Origin of the sequence: Micromonospora sp. WMMD735 (genome assembly GCF_049178995.1) — a bacterium.
Lineage (GTDB): Bacteria > Actinomycetota > Actinomycetes > Mycobacteriales > Micromonosporaceae > Micromonospora > Micromonospora wenchangensis.
Window position 1 is genome coordinate 1,170,312 of the sequence record NZ_JBMHMJ010000002.1, and the last position, 15,985, is coordinate 1,186,296.

Sequence of the window (15,985 nt, forward strand, 5' to 3'; positions counted from 1 at the left end):
CCGCTTGCTATGCCGCAACTAGTATTCGGTGCGCAGAAGGTCAACGGGGAGTGGTCGGCGGCATCCACATCGAATGCTATTCCGGTGTCGTCCGGCCTGTTCGTCAAGCTCCTGGCGAATCCATTTCGGAGCCATTCCCCGCCACCTATTCCACGACCCGGTCCCGAGAAACGCCGGGCGGGTCGTCATGTCGCGTGCGCGGGGGTCACCGGGAGGTGGCATCGACTCCCGGCATGCACCGGACAGGACCGACCACGCCGAGAGGAACCCACTCCATGCGCGCTGACCCGATCCGCCGCCGCCCCCCGGGCACGGCACTGCCCCTGCTCGCCGCGGTGGCCGCGATCGTCCTGCTCCTCGCGGGGACCCCGAGCCAGCTGGCCGGTGTCCACCTCGCCGCCGCGGTGGACATCACCGACACCCCCGGCACGATCACCGACCAGTGGTCGACCACCGGCGACGAGGGCATCGAGAAGGTCATCGACAACACGCCCTACCGCAAGTACTTCACCTACAGCGGGGCCGGCTGGATCCAGTTCGAGGCGACCACGGCGGCCGTGGTGACCAGCTACGCCGTCACCTCCGCCAACGACTGGCCCGACCGCAACCCGCGCAACTGGGTCTTCGAGGCCTCCACCACCGGCAGCAGCTGGACGCCGCTGGACACCCAGAGCAACCAGACGTTCATCACCGGCTTCCACCGCAACACCTACTCGTTCGGCAACACCACCGCCTACCGGTACTACCGGCTGCGGGTGACCGCCACCAACGGGTCGGTCAACATGCAGATCGGCGAATGGCAGATCTACGGGACCACCACCGCCACCACCCCGGCGCCGGCCGCGCCCACCGGCCTGATCGCCACCCCGGCCAGCGACCAGATCCGGCTCACCTGGACCGACAACACCCGCTGGGAGACGGCCTACCGGCTGGAACGCTCGACCAACGGCACCACCTGGAGCACCGCGTACGTGCTGCCGGCCAGCACCACGAAGTTCCACAACCTGAAACTGCCGGCCGGCACCCACTACTACTACCGGCTGCGGGCCGAGGGGGTGGCCGGCAACTCCGGCTACGCCACCGCCGACACCACCACCCTCAGTGCCACCCCGGCCACCACCTGGACCGAGACCTGGCACGCCCCCAACGAGACGCTCACCCGCTACTACTACGACGCCAACGTGGCCATCTACCGCGATCCGGGACTGGCCTCGACCGACCTGACCTGGGTGAAGGACTACGCCAAACAGATCTGGGAGTACGTCCAGGCCAACTACGGCAACCTCAGCGGCCAGCGGCTGTACGAGGTGCTGCACGACGACGCGGGATCGGGCGGGTTCGCGCTGAGCCAGTTCGACCCCAACACGGCATTCCGCGACGTCAACGACATGAGCGGCGGCGGCTGGGGAAACACCGACCTCAACGAGGACGTCATCTCCCACGAGATGAACCACACCGTCGAGTTCACCGCGTTCGGCGTGAACGGCTCACCCGCGTACGGCATCTGGGGCGACAGCAAGTGGGCCGAGATCTTCCAGTACGACTGCTACGTCGGCACCGGCCGGACCACCGACGCCACCCGCTGGAAGAACGCGAAGCTGCTCACCTCGGACAACTTCCCCGTCGCCAACACGTACTGGTTCCGGGACTGGTTCTACCCGATCTACCAGAACTACGGCGGCAAGGTCGTGCTCAACAAGTTCTTCCAGCTGCTGTCCCAGCACTTCCACCAGTTCGACGGCGTCTACGCCCGGGACCTCAACTGGGGGGAGTTCGTGCACTTCTGGAGCGGCGCGGCCGGCGTGAGCCTCAAGCCGCTGGCCACCACCGCATTCGGCGGCTGGCCCGCCGACTGGCAGGCGCAGTTCGTCCAGGCCCAGGCCGACTACCCGGGTGTGACGTACACCCCGTGACGTGGGCCCTGACCACCCACCCCGGCGATCCGGCGACGACCCCCAGCCGGTGACCCGGCCGTGGGGTGCCGCCACCGCACCTGTGGTGGCGGCACCCCACCGGCGGCCGGCGGTCGTGCCGGGCACCAGCCGCCCGGCACGACCGCCGGCCTCAGCCGAGCAGCACCGACACCGCCTCCACCGTGTCCGGATGGGCGAGCAGCAGCGTCGCCGCCGCCGACCCCGCCGGGGCGTCGACCGGCTCCGACCAACCGCCGTCGCAGCCCAGCAGCCCGGCGACCGCGTCCACCGCCACCGGATGCGCCGCGAGCAGGCCGTGCACCTGCCCCGCCGGCGCGCCCGGCCGGGCCGCCGGGGCGGGCCCGGCCGACGGCCCCGACCAGGGCGGCACCCAGGCGTCCAGCTCGGGCAGCGTCCCCGGGAAGGTGCGTGCCGCCTCCCGCACCAGCAGCGGCACCAGCTCCGGGCCGTGCTCGCGCAGGGTGGTGATCAGCGTGGGCAGCCAGGGCAGCAGCACCGGGTCGGGCAACCGGGCGAACGCGGTGGACATCGTCTCCACCACGAACGGCGCGAGCCCCGGCACCGGTTCCAGCGCGTGCACGAAACCGGAGAGGTACCTCGGGAACGCCGGCACCACCAGCGGGTTACCCAGCAGGTCGGCGCAGCGCTGCCGCAGCTCGGCCAGCGGCAGCAGGCCGAGCTGGTGCCGGGCCGCCCAGAGCAGGGCGACCTTCGCCGGGCTCTCCGGATGCGACTGGGCCACCGCGAGTTCGAGCTGGGACCTGTCGCAGCCCAGCGACAGCGCCAGGCTCTCCATGCTGAACAGGAAGCCGAGCATCGCCCCGACCTGCCGGACCCCGGTCTCCTCCTCGACGAACGCGGTCGGCAGCAGGGTGCAGTAGTGCGCGTACCCGGTCGTCACGAACGCCTCGCACCAGGCCGGCAGGGCCGGCGCGGTGGCCCGGTGGTGGGCCAGCAACCGGCGGATGCGCCGCAGCACGTCCGGGGCGTCGTCCACCGTGCGTTCGGTGGACAGCAGTTCCACGGCCCGCGCGCCCAACTCGTCGACCAGCCGGGGGCTGTCCAGCAACCGGATGGCGTCCTCCACGGCGGCGAGGGCGCCGGCGGCCGTCGCGTCGGGGCCCCGGACCGACCGCCGCAGCCGCTGCTCCAGCACCTGCTCGACGGTCACCCCCTCGTAGCCCAGCTCGATCAGCGCCCGCTGGTGCCGGCCCAACGCCAGGTCCCAGCTCTCCTGGATCGACCGGTGCCCCAACCGGCGCTCACCCATGATCGGGCGGACCGCGTCGGCGGGCAGCAGGTGCCGCAGCATCCACAGCAGATCCGAGCAGCCGGCCAGCGCCGGGGTGGCGTGCAGGTCGAGCAGGGCCCGTTGGATGGTGCGCTTCTCCAGGTCCAGGCCGAGGGGTTGCAGCCGGTCGAGCACGTCGCGGGCCAGCGGCGGCAGGGCGTCGTAGCCGACCTGCCCGATCCGGTCCCCGCCGAGCAGGATCTCGCAGAGCCGCCGCACGTCGCGGCGGCCCGGCACGACGTCCTTCTCGATGCAGGTCACCGCCGCGTCGGCGAAATCGTACGGGGTGGGCCGGGCCCGGTTGCGCAACCCGGCCAGCAGGATCGACGTCTCGAACACCGCGATCGCGTCGGCCGTGCTGGCCAGGTACCCGTTGCGGCGGGCCAACCGGACGATGTCCACGCACCACCCGCGCAGCTCCGCCTCGTCCAGCCCGTCGAGCGCCGGGGGCGCGGCGAGGAAGCCGGTGAGCCGGTCGGCGACCGGACCGGCCGACGGGGCGACCGGCGGGGTGGCCTTCCGCCTGCCCCGCCCGCCCTTGACGCCCCGTTGACCGTCGAGCCGGTACGGGGCCAGTCCCGACCGGCCGACCGCCCGCGTCCAGTTGGCGGCGGCGATCGACACCGACCCCGGCGCCAGCCCGAACTGCGCCTCGATGGCCGAGTGGCTCGACGGGATCAGCCCGTACCGCCAGCGGGTGCCGGTGCGGGGGGTGATCGCGAAGTCCGGGGCGGGGGAATCCAGGCCGAACTGCTCGACCCGGCTGGCGGCGTGGAACGCACCGCACACGTAGAGACAGTCCGCCGGGTCGGCCCCGGACGCGGCGAGGTGCTCCCGCATCCGGGTCCACATGTAGCGCTCCCGGTCCTCGTCGCGGTCGGTACGGTCCGACCCGGCCGGCCGCAGCCGGCGGAACAGGCTGCCGATCAGCACCATCACCTGCCGGTAGGTGTCGTGGTCGGCGTCGGCGAGAGGCCGTTCGACGTACTGGTCCCACCACTCCGACCAGTGCCGCACCTTGCCGTGGTGCAGCAGGTACGCCTCCAGCTCGGCGAACCGGGGCCGCAGGTCGCCGATCTCCACGCCGACCGCGTCCCCGTGCAGTTCCGCCTCCTCGCCGGCCCCGCCACCCGCCGCCTCCGGTGCGGTGTCGGCCGGCGCGTCGGTGGCCGCCGGGGCGTCGCCGCGCGGTGACCACTGGAAGACGTGGTCGGTGGAGCGGTCCACCAGCACCAGCTCCACCCCGGGTGTCTCCAGCGCGTACGCGATCGCCTGGTACTCGGCGGATGCCTCGGTGACCGGCGCGACGACGCTCAGCGGCCCCCACTCGGCGGGGAAGCCGTCCAGCTCCGAGGCGAACGCCTGCACCGCCACCGGCAGCCGGCAGTTGCGCAGCTCGCCCAGGAGCGGCTGGAGATCCTCGCACAGCTCCAGATAGATCACCTTGGGCTGCTTGTGCCGCAGCCGGCGTACCATCGCCAGCGCCGAGGCCGGCGAGTGGTGACAGACCGGGAAGATCTCCAACCGCTCGCCCAGCGCCCGGTCGACGTCGTCGACGATCCCGGCGAGGATGCCGGCCAGCGCGTCGGCGGAACCGGCGAACGTGGCCGCCGCGTCGGTGAGCTGCTCGCGCAGCGCCCCGAACGGCCCGGCGGTCACCCCGTCGGCGTCGCCGACGGCGGTCGCGGTCGGGGCGACGCCGGGCGGCGCGGGGGTGCCGGTGTCGGCGGTGGTCACGACAGCGAGGCGATCGCCTGGCGACCGCCGTCGAGGAAGCCGGCCCAGCCCTCGCCGTCCTTCTTGGCCCGGGGCTCCACCACGCCGTGCAGGTACTTGTTGAGGATCGCCAGGTCCTCCGGGCTGCGTCGGGCCAGCGACCCCACCAGCGAGGAGGCCAGCGTCTCCACCCGCAGGGCCCGGTCGCCGAAGAACTGGCTGTGCAGGATGGCGTCCTCCAGCACCCCGATCTGCTCGGCGGTGGACAGCGCCGACTCCAGCTTCTCGTCGTCGCTGGTCGCCGACGCGGCGGCGGCCCGTAGGTCGGCGAAGCTCTGCAGCAGGATGTCGAGCAGGGTGGGCGGCACGTCCAGTTCGATGCGGTGCCGGCGCAGCAGTTCCTCGGTGCGGAACCGGACGATCTCCGCCTCGCTGCGCTTGTTGGTGACCACCGGGATGCGGACGAAGTTGAACCGGCGTTTCAACGCCGACGACAGGTCGTTGACGCCCCGGTCCCGGCTGTTCGCGGTGGCGATGATCGAGAAACCGGGCTGGGCGAAGACGATGTTGTCGTCGTTCAGCTCGGGAATGGAGACGTACTTCTCCGACAGGATGGAGATCAGCGCGTCCTGCACGTCGCTGGTGGAGCGGGTCAGCTCCTCGAAGCGGCCCACCACGCCCTGCTCCATCGCCGTCATGATCGGCGACGGGATCATCGACTCCCGGGACTGCCCCTTGGCGATGACCATCGAGACGTTCCACGAGTACTTGATGTGGTCCTCGGTGGTGCCGGCGGTGCCCTGCACCACCAGCGTCGAGTTGCGGCAGATCGCGGCGGACAGCAGCTCGGCCAGCCAGCTCTTGCCGGTGCCGGGGTCGCCGATGAGCAGCAGGCCCCGGTCCGACGCCAGGGTCACGATGCTGCGTTCGACGAAACTGCGGTCACCGAACCACTTCTGCGGGATCTCCCGCTCCAGACCGTCGGCCCGTTCCGAGCCGAGGACGAACAGCCGCACCATGCGCGGGCTCAACCGCCATGAGAACGGCTTCGGGCCGGTGTCGACCGACTCCAGGTAGTCGAGTTCGTCGGCGTACTTGACCTCGGCGGGGGCACGCAACATCTCGGACATGAGGGGTGATTCTCCTAGGTGAGGAAGCTCTTGAGCTCGAAGACGAGTTTGCGGATGTGACCGGAGAGCACCGGGGTGCCCAGGTCCTTGAGGCGCTGCCGGAACCAGGGGTTGACGCTCTGCTGGCCGGAGCTGCTGACCGAGCCGACCGGGATGAACCGCACCCCGGAGCGGTGCACCGCCTCGATGCCGTCGAACAACGGCTGGGAGCGGTCGAACTCGTAGAAGTCCGAGATCCACACCATGACGGTGTTACGCGGTTCGACGATCTTGGGGCGGGCCATCGCCATCGCCACCGGTCCGTCGTTGCCGCCACCGAGCTTGGTGCGCAGCAGCACCTCGAACGGGTCGTGCACCCACGGGGTCAGGTCCAACGCCCGGGTGTCGTACGCGATCAGGTGCACGTCCACCTTGGGCAGCCCGGCGAAGATCGAGGCCAGGATGGTGCAGTTCACCATCGAGTCGACCATCGACCCGGACTGGTCCACCACCACGATCAGCCGCGACGGGGTGGTCTTGCGGGCGGTCTGCCGGTAGTAGAGCCGGTCGACGTAGAGGCGTTCGTCCTCCGGGCTCCAGTTGGTGAGGTTCTGCCAGATGGTGCGGTCGAGGTCGAGGTTGCGGAACACCCGCTTCGGCGGCACCGACCTGTCGATCGCGCCGACGGTGGTCTGCTCGACCTGGGTCCGCAGCACCTCGGCGACCTCGTCGACGTACCGCCGGATCAGCGACTTCGCGTTGGCCAGCGCCACCCCGGACAGGTTGGACTTGTCCCGCAGCAGCTGCTCGATCAGCGACATGCTGGGGGTGAGCTGGGCGGCCAGCTTCGGGTCGGCCAGCACCTCCCGCAGGTGCATCCGGCGGACCAGGTCACCCTCCAGCCCGGCGAGCGTCGCTCCCAGTCCGGTGCCGCCCTGCCGACGCAGTTCCCCCGGAGGACAGCCGAGCGCCTGCTCGAACCAGCCGGCGTCGGCCTGCCACCGGGCCAACTGGCCGGCGCTGACCGGCCCGGACCCGGTGCCGAAGACGTTGAGCAGCAGCTTCGACACCAGCGCCGCCCGGCGCACCTCGGCCTCGCCGGGCCGGTGGACCCCGCCGTCGGCGGGGTCACCCCCGCCCGGCGCGCCCGTGCCGTCGATGCTCGCTTCCGTCGCCTCCGTGCCGTCGGTGGTCGCCTCCGGCGTCGTGGCCGACGGGGCCCCGGCGTCGGGGGAGGCGGCGACGGGCCGGTCGTCGGTCGGGCCGGCCGGGGCGGGGGCGAGCAGGCCCCGGAGTTCGTCGGCGAGCGCGGGGAAACGCTGCACCACGGTGTCCACCGACACGGTCGGGTCCAGCAGGGCGGCGGGCAGGCCGAGGTCGTCGACCACGGCCACGCTCGCCGCCTCCAGCGTGGGCTGCTCGTCGGGGTCGAAGAGCCGCCCCAGCAGCCGCCAGTAGAGCACCTGCCGGCGGTTGGCGGCAGCGAGGTCGGCCGGGGTCACCACATCGCCCGGGGTCGGCGCGTCACCCGGGAGCACGGCACCGGTCGTGGGGGTCGGGTCGCTCATCGGCGCAGCAACCGTCCCGCGCGTTCGCGCAGCACGGCCACGGCGTCGCCCGCCCTGGCCTCGGCCTTCGCCACCTTCGGGTCGGTCACCCCGTCGGCCCAGTCGCCGTTGTGCGCCTCGACCGGCCGGCGCTTGACGGTGGCCTGCACCGCCAGCGGCTGCACCAGCCACCGGCCGCCGTCGAAGCGGGCCAGGCCCAGGCAGGACGACGAGGCGGCGACCAGCGCCGGGGTGAGCGGCCCGGCGGCCGGCAGCCGGTCCAGGGCGACCGCGAGGCGCTGCCCGCCGAGGTCGACGGTCGACCCGCCGTCGTGCACGGTGTAACCCTCCAGCAGCACCGGCTCGGCGATCGCCGCCGGGTGCCGGTCCAGCGGCGCGGTGGCCGCCGACGTCGCCGTGCCCAGCAGCACCCGGGCGGTGGCGAACGGATCGGCGGGCTCGCCGGCCCGCGCCCGTTCGTCGACCCAGTGCAGGTCGCCGCCGTACGCCGGCAGGTCGGTCACGGTCAGCGCCCGCCGCTGCGCGATCGCGGTGAGCAGCACCGGGTACGCCGACAGTAGCCGCCACACCGCCGGGCCGCCGATCGTGGCGACCTTGGCCGCGCCCACCGTCACCCGGACCAGCCGGGGCGTGCCGGCGTCGGCCGGTTCGAGGATCGCGTGCAGCTGCACCTGGACGGCGGTCTCGTGCTCGTGGACGTCGACCCCGAGCGGCAGCAGGCGACCGCTCACCGTGGTGGTGCCGGCCGTCGGGTCGGTGGCCGGCCCGTCCTGGGCCAGCAGCACGCCCCGGGCCCACAGGTCCGCCCAGCGGCGTACCGGCGGCTGCGCCATGGTGGCCACCGGCAACCCGGCCCGCAGCTCGGCGGCGAGCCCGTCGAGCAGCACCGCCAGCCGGCGCGCCCCCGGCTCGGCCAGTGCCGCCTCGACCGGCGTGCCGACGGCGGAGAGCAGCTCGTGGTCGATGCCCCGCCAGCCGGCGAGGGCCGTCTCGTGCAGCCAGGACCGGGCGGCGGCGCGGGCGGGGGAGCCGTCGGCGGGCTCACCGGCGGGTGCCGTCCACGCCGTGCGTTCCCGCCCGAGGGCGGTGTCGAGCCGGTCGAGCAGGGCGTCGTGGGTCGCGCCCAGCAGCGCCGTGCGGGCTCCGGCCAGGGCGGCCAGGTGTTCCTGCCCGACGGAGCCGGCGGTCACCTTGCCGACCGCCTCGGCCACCCGCTCACCCAGCGGCGTGCCCGCGACCGCGGCGGCCAGTGCGGTCAGCGCGGCGGCGTCCGCCTCGCCGACCCGGGCGAAGCCCCGCAGCAGGGCCTCGTCGAGTCCGGCGACCACGTCGTCGGCGTCGGCCAGCCCGGTGGGGGCGTCGCCGTGCAGCTGTGCCAGCTGTGTGCCGAGCATCAGCGGCCTGCCGCGGTCGACGGGAACCAGTGCAGCTCGGGCAGCGCCGTGGTGCTGGTCGGCAACTCCAGGTAGGCCAGGTGACGCAGGAACCGGCTGAACACCACGGCGGCGGAGGTCGGCTCGTGCCGGGCGTCCAGCCGGGACAGCAGCTCGACCCCGGTCTGCGTGCCGTCACCGGCGTCGACCCGCAGGTAGCGGGCGACCCGGTCGACGCCGTACTGGAGGACGGCCTCGTCGGCCAGGGCCTCCAGGTGCTTGCAGGGCGCGCCGCGCAGCCCGCCGCAGGGCCGGTTGTTGTTGGTGCTGCAGTGGTAGGCGTGGTTACCGGCGGTCACCGACGAGACGTACACCCGCTCGATGTCGGAACCGCTGGACACCACACCCTGTAACCGCCCGTCGGCCAGCTCGACGAAGGGCACCTTGGCCAGTTTGCGGGGCCGGGCCGGCGGCACCACCGCCACCACGCTCCGCCGCCGCCACGCGGCCTCGTCGGCGTCCGTCACCGCATGTCCTCCCACCCGCCGGTACACCGGCGTCGACCATGGTTGATGGCGTGCGCCGGCCGGGCCGGCGTCGCCGTGACCACAAGATCATGGCCCACGGGTACGACACTTCCACGGCCTCCCGTCGCCCCGTCCCGCGGTCCGGTCCGAGCGGTCGCACCGGCCGGCCGTTCCATCACTCTGCGGGGTTCCGATGCCACCCTCGGCAGGCCGCTGCCCCGCCCCGGCTCCTTGACACCGCCCGCATCCCGACGGATTGTTATATCGAGCAATGTCACTTTCTATGGCTCGCGCCGGATTACGGACCGCAGCCGTGCCGAAGGAGACCGCCATGCGCGCCGCCGTTCACCGATCAGCCGCGGGTCTCGCCGCCGCCCTGGGCGTCGTGCTCACCGCGATCCTGCCGACGTCGTCCGCGACCGCCGGCGAGCCCGTCCAGAGCCCGGACACGGGGCTGGTGTTCTACTCCAGCTACCCGACCGAGGTCGTCGGTCGGCAGGCCACGCCCGACGGCGTCTGCCGGCCCGTCCCGGCCGCGGCGACCTGGCTGCTCGCCTGGAGCGGGGGCTTCAACTCCGTGTCCGGCTACCGGACGACCGACTGCACCGGCCCGGCCGCCGAACTCAACAACCTGCACAGCTGGCCGACGGGCTACCACCTGAGCTACCGCGCCGGCTGACCGCCGCCGTCGGCGGCAGCCCCGCGACGATCCCCGACGGGCCGGGTGTCGGCGACGACCGGCTGGCGCAGGATGGTGCGCCTCCGGTCGGGGGCGACCCTGCGGAAGTCGCTCAGGTAGATCTCGTGGTGGGTGCCGGTCAGGCGGAGCCGGTGGGCGGGGACGAACTCGTGGTGCAGACGGGCGAGCACGGCGGCCTCGTCGTCGAAGGAGCCGACGTGCAGGGTCTGCACGCACCGCCCCTCGGCCAGCCGCTCCAGGCGGACGTCGTCCAGCCGTCCGGGTGGCCGCTTCGCCCCGGCCTGCGCGGCGGCGGCGGCGACCATGCCCGGCCCGATCCAGTCGGGGACCATGAGCATCAGCGTCCAGCGCCACCGCGACTTGTCCCGCACGGTGGTGAAGGACGCCATGTCCTCGGCCCACCACAGGCCCTCCAACGGCGGGACCACGTAGTCCCGCCCGAGTTCCCGCCTGCTGGCGAACTTCACCCGGTACGCCACGGGATAGAGCGCCTCGACCGCTGCGGTGAAGGCCGGCGCGGTGTTGGGGTCGCCCCGGCCGTCGATCATCAGGTACTGCATGTCGGGCACGTCGACCAGCCGGAACCGGCCCTTCTGCGCCCGGTAGGCGTCCAGGGCCCGGCGGAAGTCGACCTTCCCGTCGGCGGGGCCCGTCACCGGCATCGGTCGACGCCGCCCGGGACGTGGCCCGTCGACCCGTCGCCGGAGCGGACCGGACACCTCGTCATGCTCCCGACCCTCCTTCCGGCGGTCCGTCGGGCACCACGTGCCCGTGCGGGTGCGACCGACACTATGTCAGGAGGACTCCCGGGCAGTCGACGACCGGCGGGTCTGGGATGCTGTCCTGCATGCCCGCCTTTCCGCCGACCTTCGCCGAAGCCGTCGTCGCCCAGCCGCTCGCTGCGCAGTTCGAGGCGTTCCTCGACGAGCATCGCGCCGCGCTCGACGGCTGCCTGGAGGGGCTGACCGAGGAACAGGCCCGCCGGTCGCTGGTGGCCTCCCGGACCACGCTGCTGGGCCTGGTGAAACACGCGACCTTCGTGGAGCGGGTCTGGTTCGACGAGGCCGTCACCGGCCGGTCGCGCGCCGAACTGGGCATCCCCGCCGCGTCGGAGGAGTCGTTCGTGCTCGACGACAGCGACACGGTCGCCACCGTGCGCCAGGCCCACCGGGAGGCTTGCGCGGCGTCCCGCCGGGCGACCGCGACGCTGGGCCTGGACGACGTCCTGTCCGGGCACCGGAGGGGACCGGTCCCGCTGCGGTGGGTGTATCTGCACGTGCTCCGCGAACTCGCCCAGCACTGCGGGCACGCCGACATCCTCCGCGAGCAGATCGTCGACGGTTGACGGTCCACGGCCCCGGTCCGGGACGGGTGCGTGCGGAGGGTCAGCGGCCCCGGTTGCGGGGGTGCCGTTTGGCGGTCCGTTCGTTGCCGTGCCGGTAGTTGCCGGTGAGGCGGGCCATCAACTCCTGCGGGTCGTCGCTGTCCACGTCGGTCAGGAACCGGGCCGCGGCGACGCCCCGCAGCACGGTGGCGAGGCGGCCGTGGTGCAGCAGTTCCACGTCACCGTTTTTGCGTAGGCGGTAGGTGAACCCCTCGGGTGTGCCGGACATCGCCACATCGTCCCCACCGGCGGGCCGGCCCGCGACCCGATTACGCCGCGCCGCTCGCCGTCCGTCGGCGCCGGGCGTACGTGAGCCGCGTTGCCGCCCTCGACTACGGTCGAACGGTGACTACCGGTGACTTCACGGGTACCCGCGCGCCGGGTGGGGTGCCGCACTGGCACACGGTGCGGCGATCACGCCTGTTCACCGTGCTTCCTGCGGTCGTACTCGGGCTGCTGGGTGTGAACTTCGTCTGGGAAGCCGTCCGTCGTAACGTCGATGTCGCGGGACCCTGGCTGCCGTACCAGACCTTCCAGGAGGAGTTGGCCGCGCGGGGCGTGCGGCCGGCCGACGCGGAGTTCTTCTGGTTGGGTCGGGCGCCCCTACCGCCGCAGCCCAAGCTCACGGAGGGATACCGGCTCGGCTCGTTCACCGTCGACGGGCTCGTGCAGTGCGATCCGTTCGAGATCAGGATCCAGGCCGACGACCAGCTCGGCGACCGGCACCGACTCGTCATCAATTCCACCGCCCGCCTGCCGGTGCCCGCATGGTCACAGGTCGTCCGCACCCGGGCCGACACGCCGTCGCACTGAGCACCGATGGTGGCCGAAGGTGGAAGTTGGCCCGCCGTCGGGGCGAACGGCTCTGCCCGGGGTTCCGGTGAACTTTGTCGCCTTCGGGACAGTTCGTGGCCTTGGTGGACATCGAAACCGGTGCTTGTATTGACCGCAGGTCGAGATTCCGGGCGAATCGCCCAGCGATCGTCCGCTGTCCCGCACCTCCGAGGTCGTACGCCGAGTTGCGGAGTGAGTGCCATGGCGTGGAGTTGGAACAGGAAGAACCTGGCGGTCGCGATCTGCGGGGTGCTGGCGACCGTCCTCTTCGGTGTGGTGGCGTGCCTGCAGTCCGAGCAGGGCGAAGGGCACGGCGACAGTCAGTCCCAGACCGGTGGCACCGGCAACAAGCAGGCGCAGAACGGTGGCCAGGCCGCCGACGTCATCAACAATGCCAACATCTTCCAGAACGGCGCCAGGGAACTCACCCGCGAAGAGGCACTGGAGCGGGCCGAGAGCTACGCGGACGTTGCGCCCCCGGCAGGTGATCTGGCACCGTACCTCGTCGTCGCTCCCGGCCACCTGTTCGTCCGTACGTCGCCGGGGCCGGAGGGCAGGCGGGCCGGTGCGGCATGGGACAAGACCCTGGTCTACGCCGGCTGTTCGACCACCACGAGCTTCGATCCGGTCCTGGACGACGAGGTCGCGGGCGTCTGGATCAAGATCCGTTGGCCACGACTCGATCCCGGGGACGACATGCGCTCGTCCCAGTCGTCCGACCCGTTGCAGGGCTGGGCGTACGCGGGACGACTGGTGCCGGCCGGCCACAACGGCCGGATCCGTACGTGTTGACCGGCCCGCCTGCCCGTCCGGCACACCCGCTCGACGGGCGGTGGGCCGGACGGCTCACGCCGGGACGGGGTGGTCCGCCTCGAACCGCTCGCGGGTGAGGAACGCCAACTGCGCGCGCTTGTCGGGCATGTCGATCTCGTCGGCGAAGGTGAACCCCTCGCGTTCCAGCCGGCGCAGCGCGAACCGGTTGCGCACGTCGGGCTCGACCACGATCCGCAGCCGGGTGGGGTCGCGGAACAGGAATCGGGCCAGCGCCGGGCCGACCGCGTCGGTGAGCCCGCGCGGCGGTCGGCGGCCCGGGGCGAGCAGCAGGTGCATGCCGATGTCGCCGGGGCGTACCCGGTAGCGTTCCCCGACCGGGTCGGCCTCCGGCTGGTAGGTCTGGAACAGGCCGACCGGGGTGCCGTCCAACCCGATCAGGTACGCGTGGTGGGTGCTCAGGCCGTCGACGAACGTGTAGACCTCGCGTACCTCCTCGACGGTGTACGACCCCATGCCCCAGAACGTCGCGTGGGGCTCGGTCACCCAGCCGTGCAGCAGCGTGGCGTGGGCGTCCGGGTCGACCACGGTGAGGGTCAGCTCACCGAAGCCGGGGATCTGCTCCTGGTAGGTCACGGGGTCCTCGTCTCGGGGTGCGGGGGTCAGGGTGTGCCAGTCGGTGCCGACGGGGATCAGCCCACCGGTGGCCCACAGCGGCAACTGGTCGGCGAAGTGCGGGTCGTCGGGGCGGCCGGAGACGCCGAAGGGGACGATCCAGCGGCTCGCCGCCCGGTCGGTGAGGTCCCACACGTACCGGGCGACCGGCCCGCGCCAGCACGCGTCGGAGACCCCGGGAACACTGGAGGTGGCCAGTACGCAGTCGGTGTCACCGCCGAGGGCGGTGCCCGCCCGCATCGCGGCGACCCGTGCGGTGACCGCGTCGGACACCCCGAGGTGCAGCGGGTGCAGCAGGTGTCGCCGCCCCCAGGGGCCGGGTGGGTCGCCGGCGGCGACGTCCTCCAGGGCGGCGACGGCGAGCGGTTCGACCGCACCGCCGAGGCGGGGCAGCCCGGCGACCACCCCCTCCACGGCGTGCCCGATGCGGGCCAGCGGGTCGGTCCACGGCGCGAAGAGGGGGTCGTAGCCGCCGGGGGAGTGCAACGGCCCCAGCGCGGGGTGCGCGGCCAGCCGGTGGACCAGCGCGGCCCGCCAGGCGGCGAACGCCCCGGCGTCGACGCTGTCGGCGGCCATCCGACCGTCCCACCCGGTCAGCCGGTCCCGCAGCCGTCGGGCCGGCGCGCTCAGCGGGGCCGGGTCGAGTCGGGCGAGCAGGTCCCGCAGGACCGTCGACCCGTGCCGGGTGTCCATGTGTACGTCGGCGGCGGCGACGCCGTCGGCGAGCAGGTCACGGATGCGCCGGGCCCGGTGCGGCGGGGCGAAGTCGACGCCGAGGGCGGCGGTGTCGTCGCGGCGGTCGTTGGCGCAGACCGCCGGCCCGCCGACCTCGACGGGCTTGGCCGTGGCATAGTCGCCGTACCACCGGTAGCGGGGCTCCCAGCCGGGCACCGGTTCCCGCCGGCACCTGTCGTCGCGCTGCGGCACTAGGCCGGCGACGAGTTGGAGTACCGTGCCGTGCCGGTCGGCGACGAGCACGCTGTTGACCGGTTCGACCCAGCCACGCAGCGCGTCGGCGACGTCGTCGGCGGTGCGGGCCCGTAGCAGCGGCAGCAGCGCCTCGAAGCCGAGGTTCCCGGTGACCCGGGTCGGGGTGCGCAGGCTGAGTGCCTCGCCGGTGTGCCGGTCGTGGTCGATCACCGGCCCGCGCGGGGTCTCGATCACCTCGACGGTCTCGGTCGCGCCGCCGCGGACCTCGATCCGTTCGACGTGCCGGTGGGCCGGCACCCAGCCGTCGGCGTCGCGGACCAGCACCCGGTCGCCGTCGCGGCGCAGCTGTTCGCGGTAGAGGTCCTGGTAGTCGGCCATCGCATTGGTGACCGCCCAGGCGACGTCACCGGCGTGACCGAAGTGCGGCAGCCCCGGCACGCCGGGGAAGGCCAGCCCGACCACGTCGAACTCGGGGCAGGCGAGCCGGATCTGCTGGTAGATGCCGGGCAGTTCGAGCAGCCGGTGCGGGTCACCGGCGATGACCGGCCCGCGTCCGGTCAGCGGGTCGGCGGGCAGCGCCCAGGCGTTGCTGCCGGAGCCGCCGGGTCCCTCGACGGCGAACAGCTCGGTCGCGTCCGGGCCGAGGGTGGCGGCGACGTGGGCGTGCCACAGCTTCTGCGGGAAGGTGCCGAACAGGATGTGCTGGACCAGGAACACGCCCAGCGGCGTCCAGGGTCGCCACCGGCCGGGCGTGCTGCCGGTGGCGGCGAACTCCGGGGCCGCCGCCGCGCCGGCCGGCAACGCGTCGTTGACCCCGTCGGCGTACGCGGTGACCCAGCGCCGGGTGGCCGGGGTGAGCCGTTCGAAGCAGCGCCGGGCGGTGTCGTCGAGGCGGGAGCGCCGGGCGAACCGGTCCCAGTCGCGTTCGGTCGGCCCGACGTGAGCGGCGAGCCGGCCCTCGGCCCGCCACCGTTCGACCTCGAGCTGCCAGGCCCGGTCGGTGGCGGCCACCCGGCCCTGCCATCGGGCCAGCTCGTCGACGGTGTCGGCCCACAGGTGCGGTACGCCCCACCGGTCGCGGTGCACGCCGGTGGCCGGACGACCGCCCGGTTGCGTGCCGGTCCCACTCTCCACAGGACTCCCCAGGTAAGTTACCCTCGCCTAACTTAGGCG

General features: G+C 73.0%; 13 protein-coding genes and 1 pseudogene. 5 read left to right on the forward strand and 9 right to left on the reverse strand.

Annotated elements, in window-relative coordinates:
- The first annotated feature begins 275 nt into the window (after positions 1-275).
- Positions 276-1,913 carry a hypothetical protein gene (locus ACN268_RS05120; RefSeq protein ID WP_421481970.1) on the forward strand — a complete coding sequence of 546 codons (1,638 nt, stop codon included), beginning with the start codon at positions 276-278 and terminating at the stop codon, positions 1,911-1,913.
- A 151-nt stretch (positions 1,914-2,064) separates the two neighbouring features.
- Here ACN268_RS05120 and ACN268_RS05125 read toward each other — a convergent pair whose 3' ends face one another.
- The 5 genes from ACN268_RS05125 to ACN268_RS05145 all read right to left on the reverse strand — a co-directional run bounded on the left by ACN268_RS05125 (position 2,065) and on the right by ACN268_RS05145 (position 9,479).
- On the reverse strand, positions 2,065-4,884 hold the full coding sequence (locus tag ACN268_RS05125) for a DUF5682 family protein (protein WP_421486810.1): 2,820 nt from the start codon (positions 4,882-4,884) through the stop codon (positions 2,065-2,067).
- 74 nt (positions 4,885-4,958) lie between these two features.
- Positions 4,959-6,071: an ATP-binding protein gene (locus tag ACN268_RS05130; RefSeq protein ID WP_421481972.1), complete on the reverse strand. Its 1,113-nt coding sequence runs from the start codon at positions 6,069-6,071 to the stop codon at positions 4,959-4,961.
- Between the two features lie 14 nt (positions 6,072-6,085).
- Positions 6,086-7,618: a VWA domain-containing protein gene (locus ACN268_RS05135; RefSeq protein ID WP_421481973.1), complete on the reverse strand. Its 1,533-nt coding sequence runs from the start codon at positions 7,616-7,618 to the stop codon at positions 6,086-6,088.
- Positions 7,615-9,012 (reverse strand): hypothetical protein, encoded by a 1,398-nt coding sequence (locus ACN268_RS05140; RefSeq protein ID WP_421481974.1) that lies wholly within the window; start codon positions 9,010-9,012, stop codon positions 7,615-7,617. Before ACN268_RS05140 ends, ACN268_RS05135 begins: the two co-directional genes overlap by 4 nt.
- Positions 9,012-9,479, reverse strand: a complete 468-nt coding sequence (locus ACN268_RS05145; protein WP_421486811.1) for a hypothetical protein — start codon at positions 9,477-9,479, stop codon at positions 9,012-9,014. The genes ACN268_RS05140 and ACN268_RS05145 overlap by 1 nt, the downstream gene beginning before the upstream one ends.
- A 370-nt stretch (positions 9,480-9,849) precedes the next feature.
- Here ACN268_RS05145 and ACN268_RS05150 point away from each other — a divergent pair, with 370 nt between their 5' ends.
- Complete coding sequence (locus ACN268_RS05150) at positions 9,850-10,197, forward strand: hypothetical protein (RefSeq protein ID WP_421481975.1); 348 nt, start codon at positions 9,850-9,852, stop codon at positions 10,195-10,197.
- Here ACN268_RS05150 and ACN268_RS05155 read toward each other — a convergent pair.
- Positions 10,182-10,880, reverse strand: coding sequence for a GyrI-like domain-containing protein (locus ACN268_RS05155; protein WP_421486812.1), 699 nt, complete (start codon positions 10,878-10,880; stop codon positions 10,182-10,184). The two genes, ACN268_RS05150 and ACN268_RS05155, sit on opposite strands and share 16 nt — an antisense overlap.
- Before the next feature lie 185 nt (positions 10,881-11,065).
- Here ACN268_RS05155 and ACN268_RS05160 point away from each other — a divergent pair, with 185 nt between their 5' ends.
- Positions 11,066-11,563 (forward strand): DinB family protein, encoded by a 498-nt coding sequence (locus ACN268_RS05160; protein WP_421481976.1) that lies wholly within the window; start codon positions 11,066-11,068, stop codon positions 11,561-11,563.
- Positions 11,564-11,603: 40 nt separating this feature from the next.
- Here the strand turns inward: ACN268_RS05160 and ACN268_RS05165 are convergent, their stop codons facing one another.
- Complete coding sequence (locus tag ACN268_RS05165; protein ID WP_204924296.1) at positions 11,604-11,831, reverse strand: hypothetical protein; 228 nt, start codon at positions 11,829-11,831, stop codon at positions 11,604-11,606.
- Between the two features lie 116 nt (positions 11,832-11,947).
- Between ACN268_RS05165 and ACN268_RS05170 the strand changes: the two genes are divergently transcribed.
- Together ACN268_RS05170 and ACN268_RS05175 are read left to right on the forward strand one after the other, a co-directional pair.
- Positions 11,948-12,415: a hypothetical protein gene (locus tag ACN268_RS05170; RefSeq protein WP_421481977.1), complete on the forward strand. Its 468-nt coding sequence runs from the start codon at positions 11,948-11,950 to the stop codon at positions 12,413-12,415.
- Between the two features lie 222 nt (positions 12,416-12,637).
- A complete protein-coding gene (locus ACN268_RS05175; protein WP_421481978.1) occupies positions 12,638-13,228 on the forward strand; it encodes a hypothetical protein in 591 nt (196 codons plus the stop codon).
- Positions 13,229-13,282: 54 nt separating this feature from the next.
- On the opposite strand, the gene ACN268_RS05180 is transcribed toward ACN268_RS05175, so the two are convergent.
- Both ACN268_RS05180 and ACN268_RS05185 read right to left on the reverse strand, forming a co-directional pair.
- A complete protein-coding gene (locus ACN268_RS05180) occupies positions 13,283-13,843 on the reverse strand; it encodes a GNAT family N-acetyltransferase (protein WP_421486813.1) in 561 nt (186 codons plus the stop codon).
- 36 nt (positions 13,844-13,879) lie between these two features.
- Positions 13,880-15,898 (reverse strand): annotated as a pseudogene (locus ACN268_RS05185) (penicillin acylase family protein); the annotation flags it as partial.
- Positions 15,899-15,985 lie beyond the last annotated feature (87 nt).

Excerpts from the sequence above, each read along its gene's own strand:
- ACN268_RS05120 (WP_421481970.1), top strand. The coding sequence starts at position 276 with ATGCGCGCTGACCCGATCCGCCGCCGCCCCCCGGGCACGGCACTGCCC.
- ACN268_RS05130 (WP_421481972.1), bottom strand. The coding sequence starts at position 6,071 with ATGTCCGAGATGTTGCGTGCCCCCGCCGAGGTCAAGTACGCCGACGAA.
- ACN268_RS05135 (WP_421481973.1), bottom strand. The coding sequence starts at position 7,618 with ATGAGCGACCCGACCCCCACGACCGGTGCCGTGCTCCCGGGTGACGCG.
- ACN268_RS05140 (WP_421481974.1), bottom strand. The coding sequence starts at position 9,012 with ATGCTCGGCACACAGCTGGCACAGCTGCACGGCGACGCCCCCACCGGG.
- ACN268_RS05150 (WP_421481975.1), top strand. The coding sequence starts at position 9,850 with ATGCGCGCCGCCGTTCACCGATCAGCCGCGGGTCTCGCCGCCGCCCTG.
- ACN268_RS05155 (WP_421486812.1), bottom strand. The coding sequence starts at position 10,880 with ATGCCGGTGACGGGCCCCGCCGACGGGAAGGTCGACTTCCGCCGGGCC.
- ACN268_RS05160 (WP_421481976.1), top strand. The coding sequence starts at position 11,066 with ATGCCCGCCTTTCCGCCGACCTTCGCCGAAGCCGTCGTCGCCCAGCCG.
- ACN268_RS05165 (WP_204924296.1), bottom strand. The coding sequence starts at position 11,831 with ATGTCCGGCACACCCGAGGGGTTCACCTACCGCCTACGCAAAAACGGT.
- ACN268_RS05175 (WP_421481978.1), top strand. The coding sequence starts at position 12,638 with ATGGCGTGGAGTTGGAACAGGAAGAACCTGGCGGTCGCGATCTGCGGG.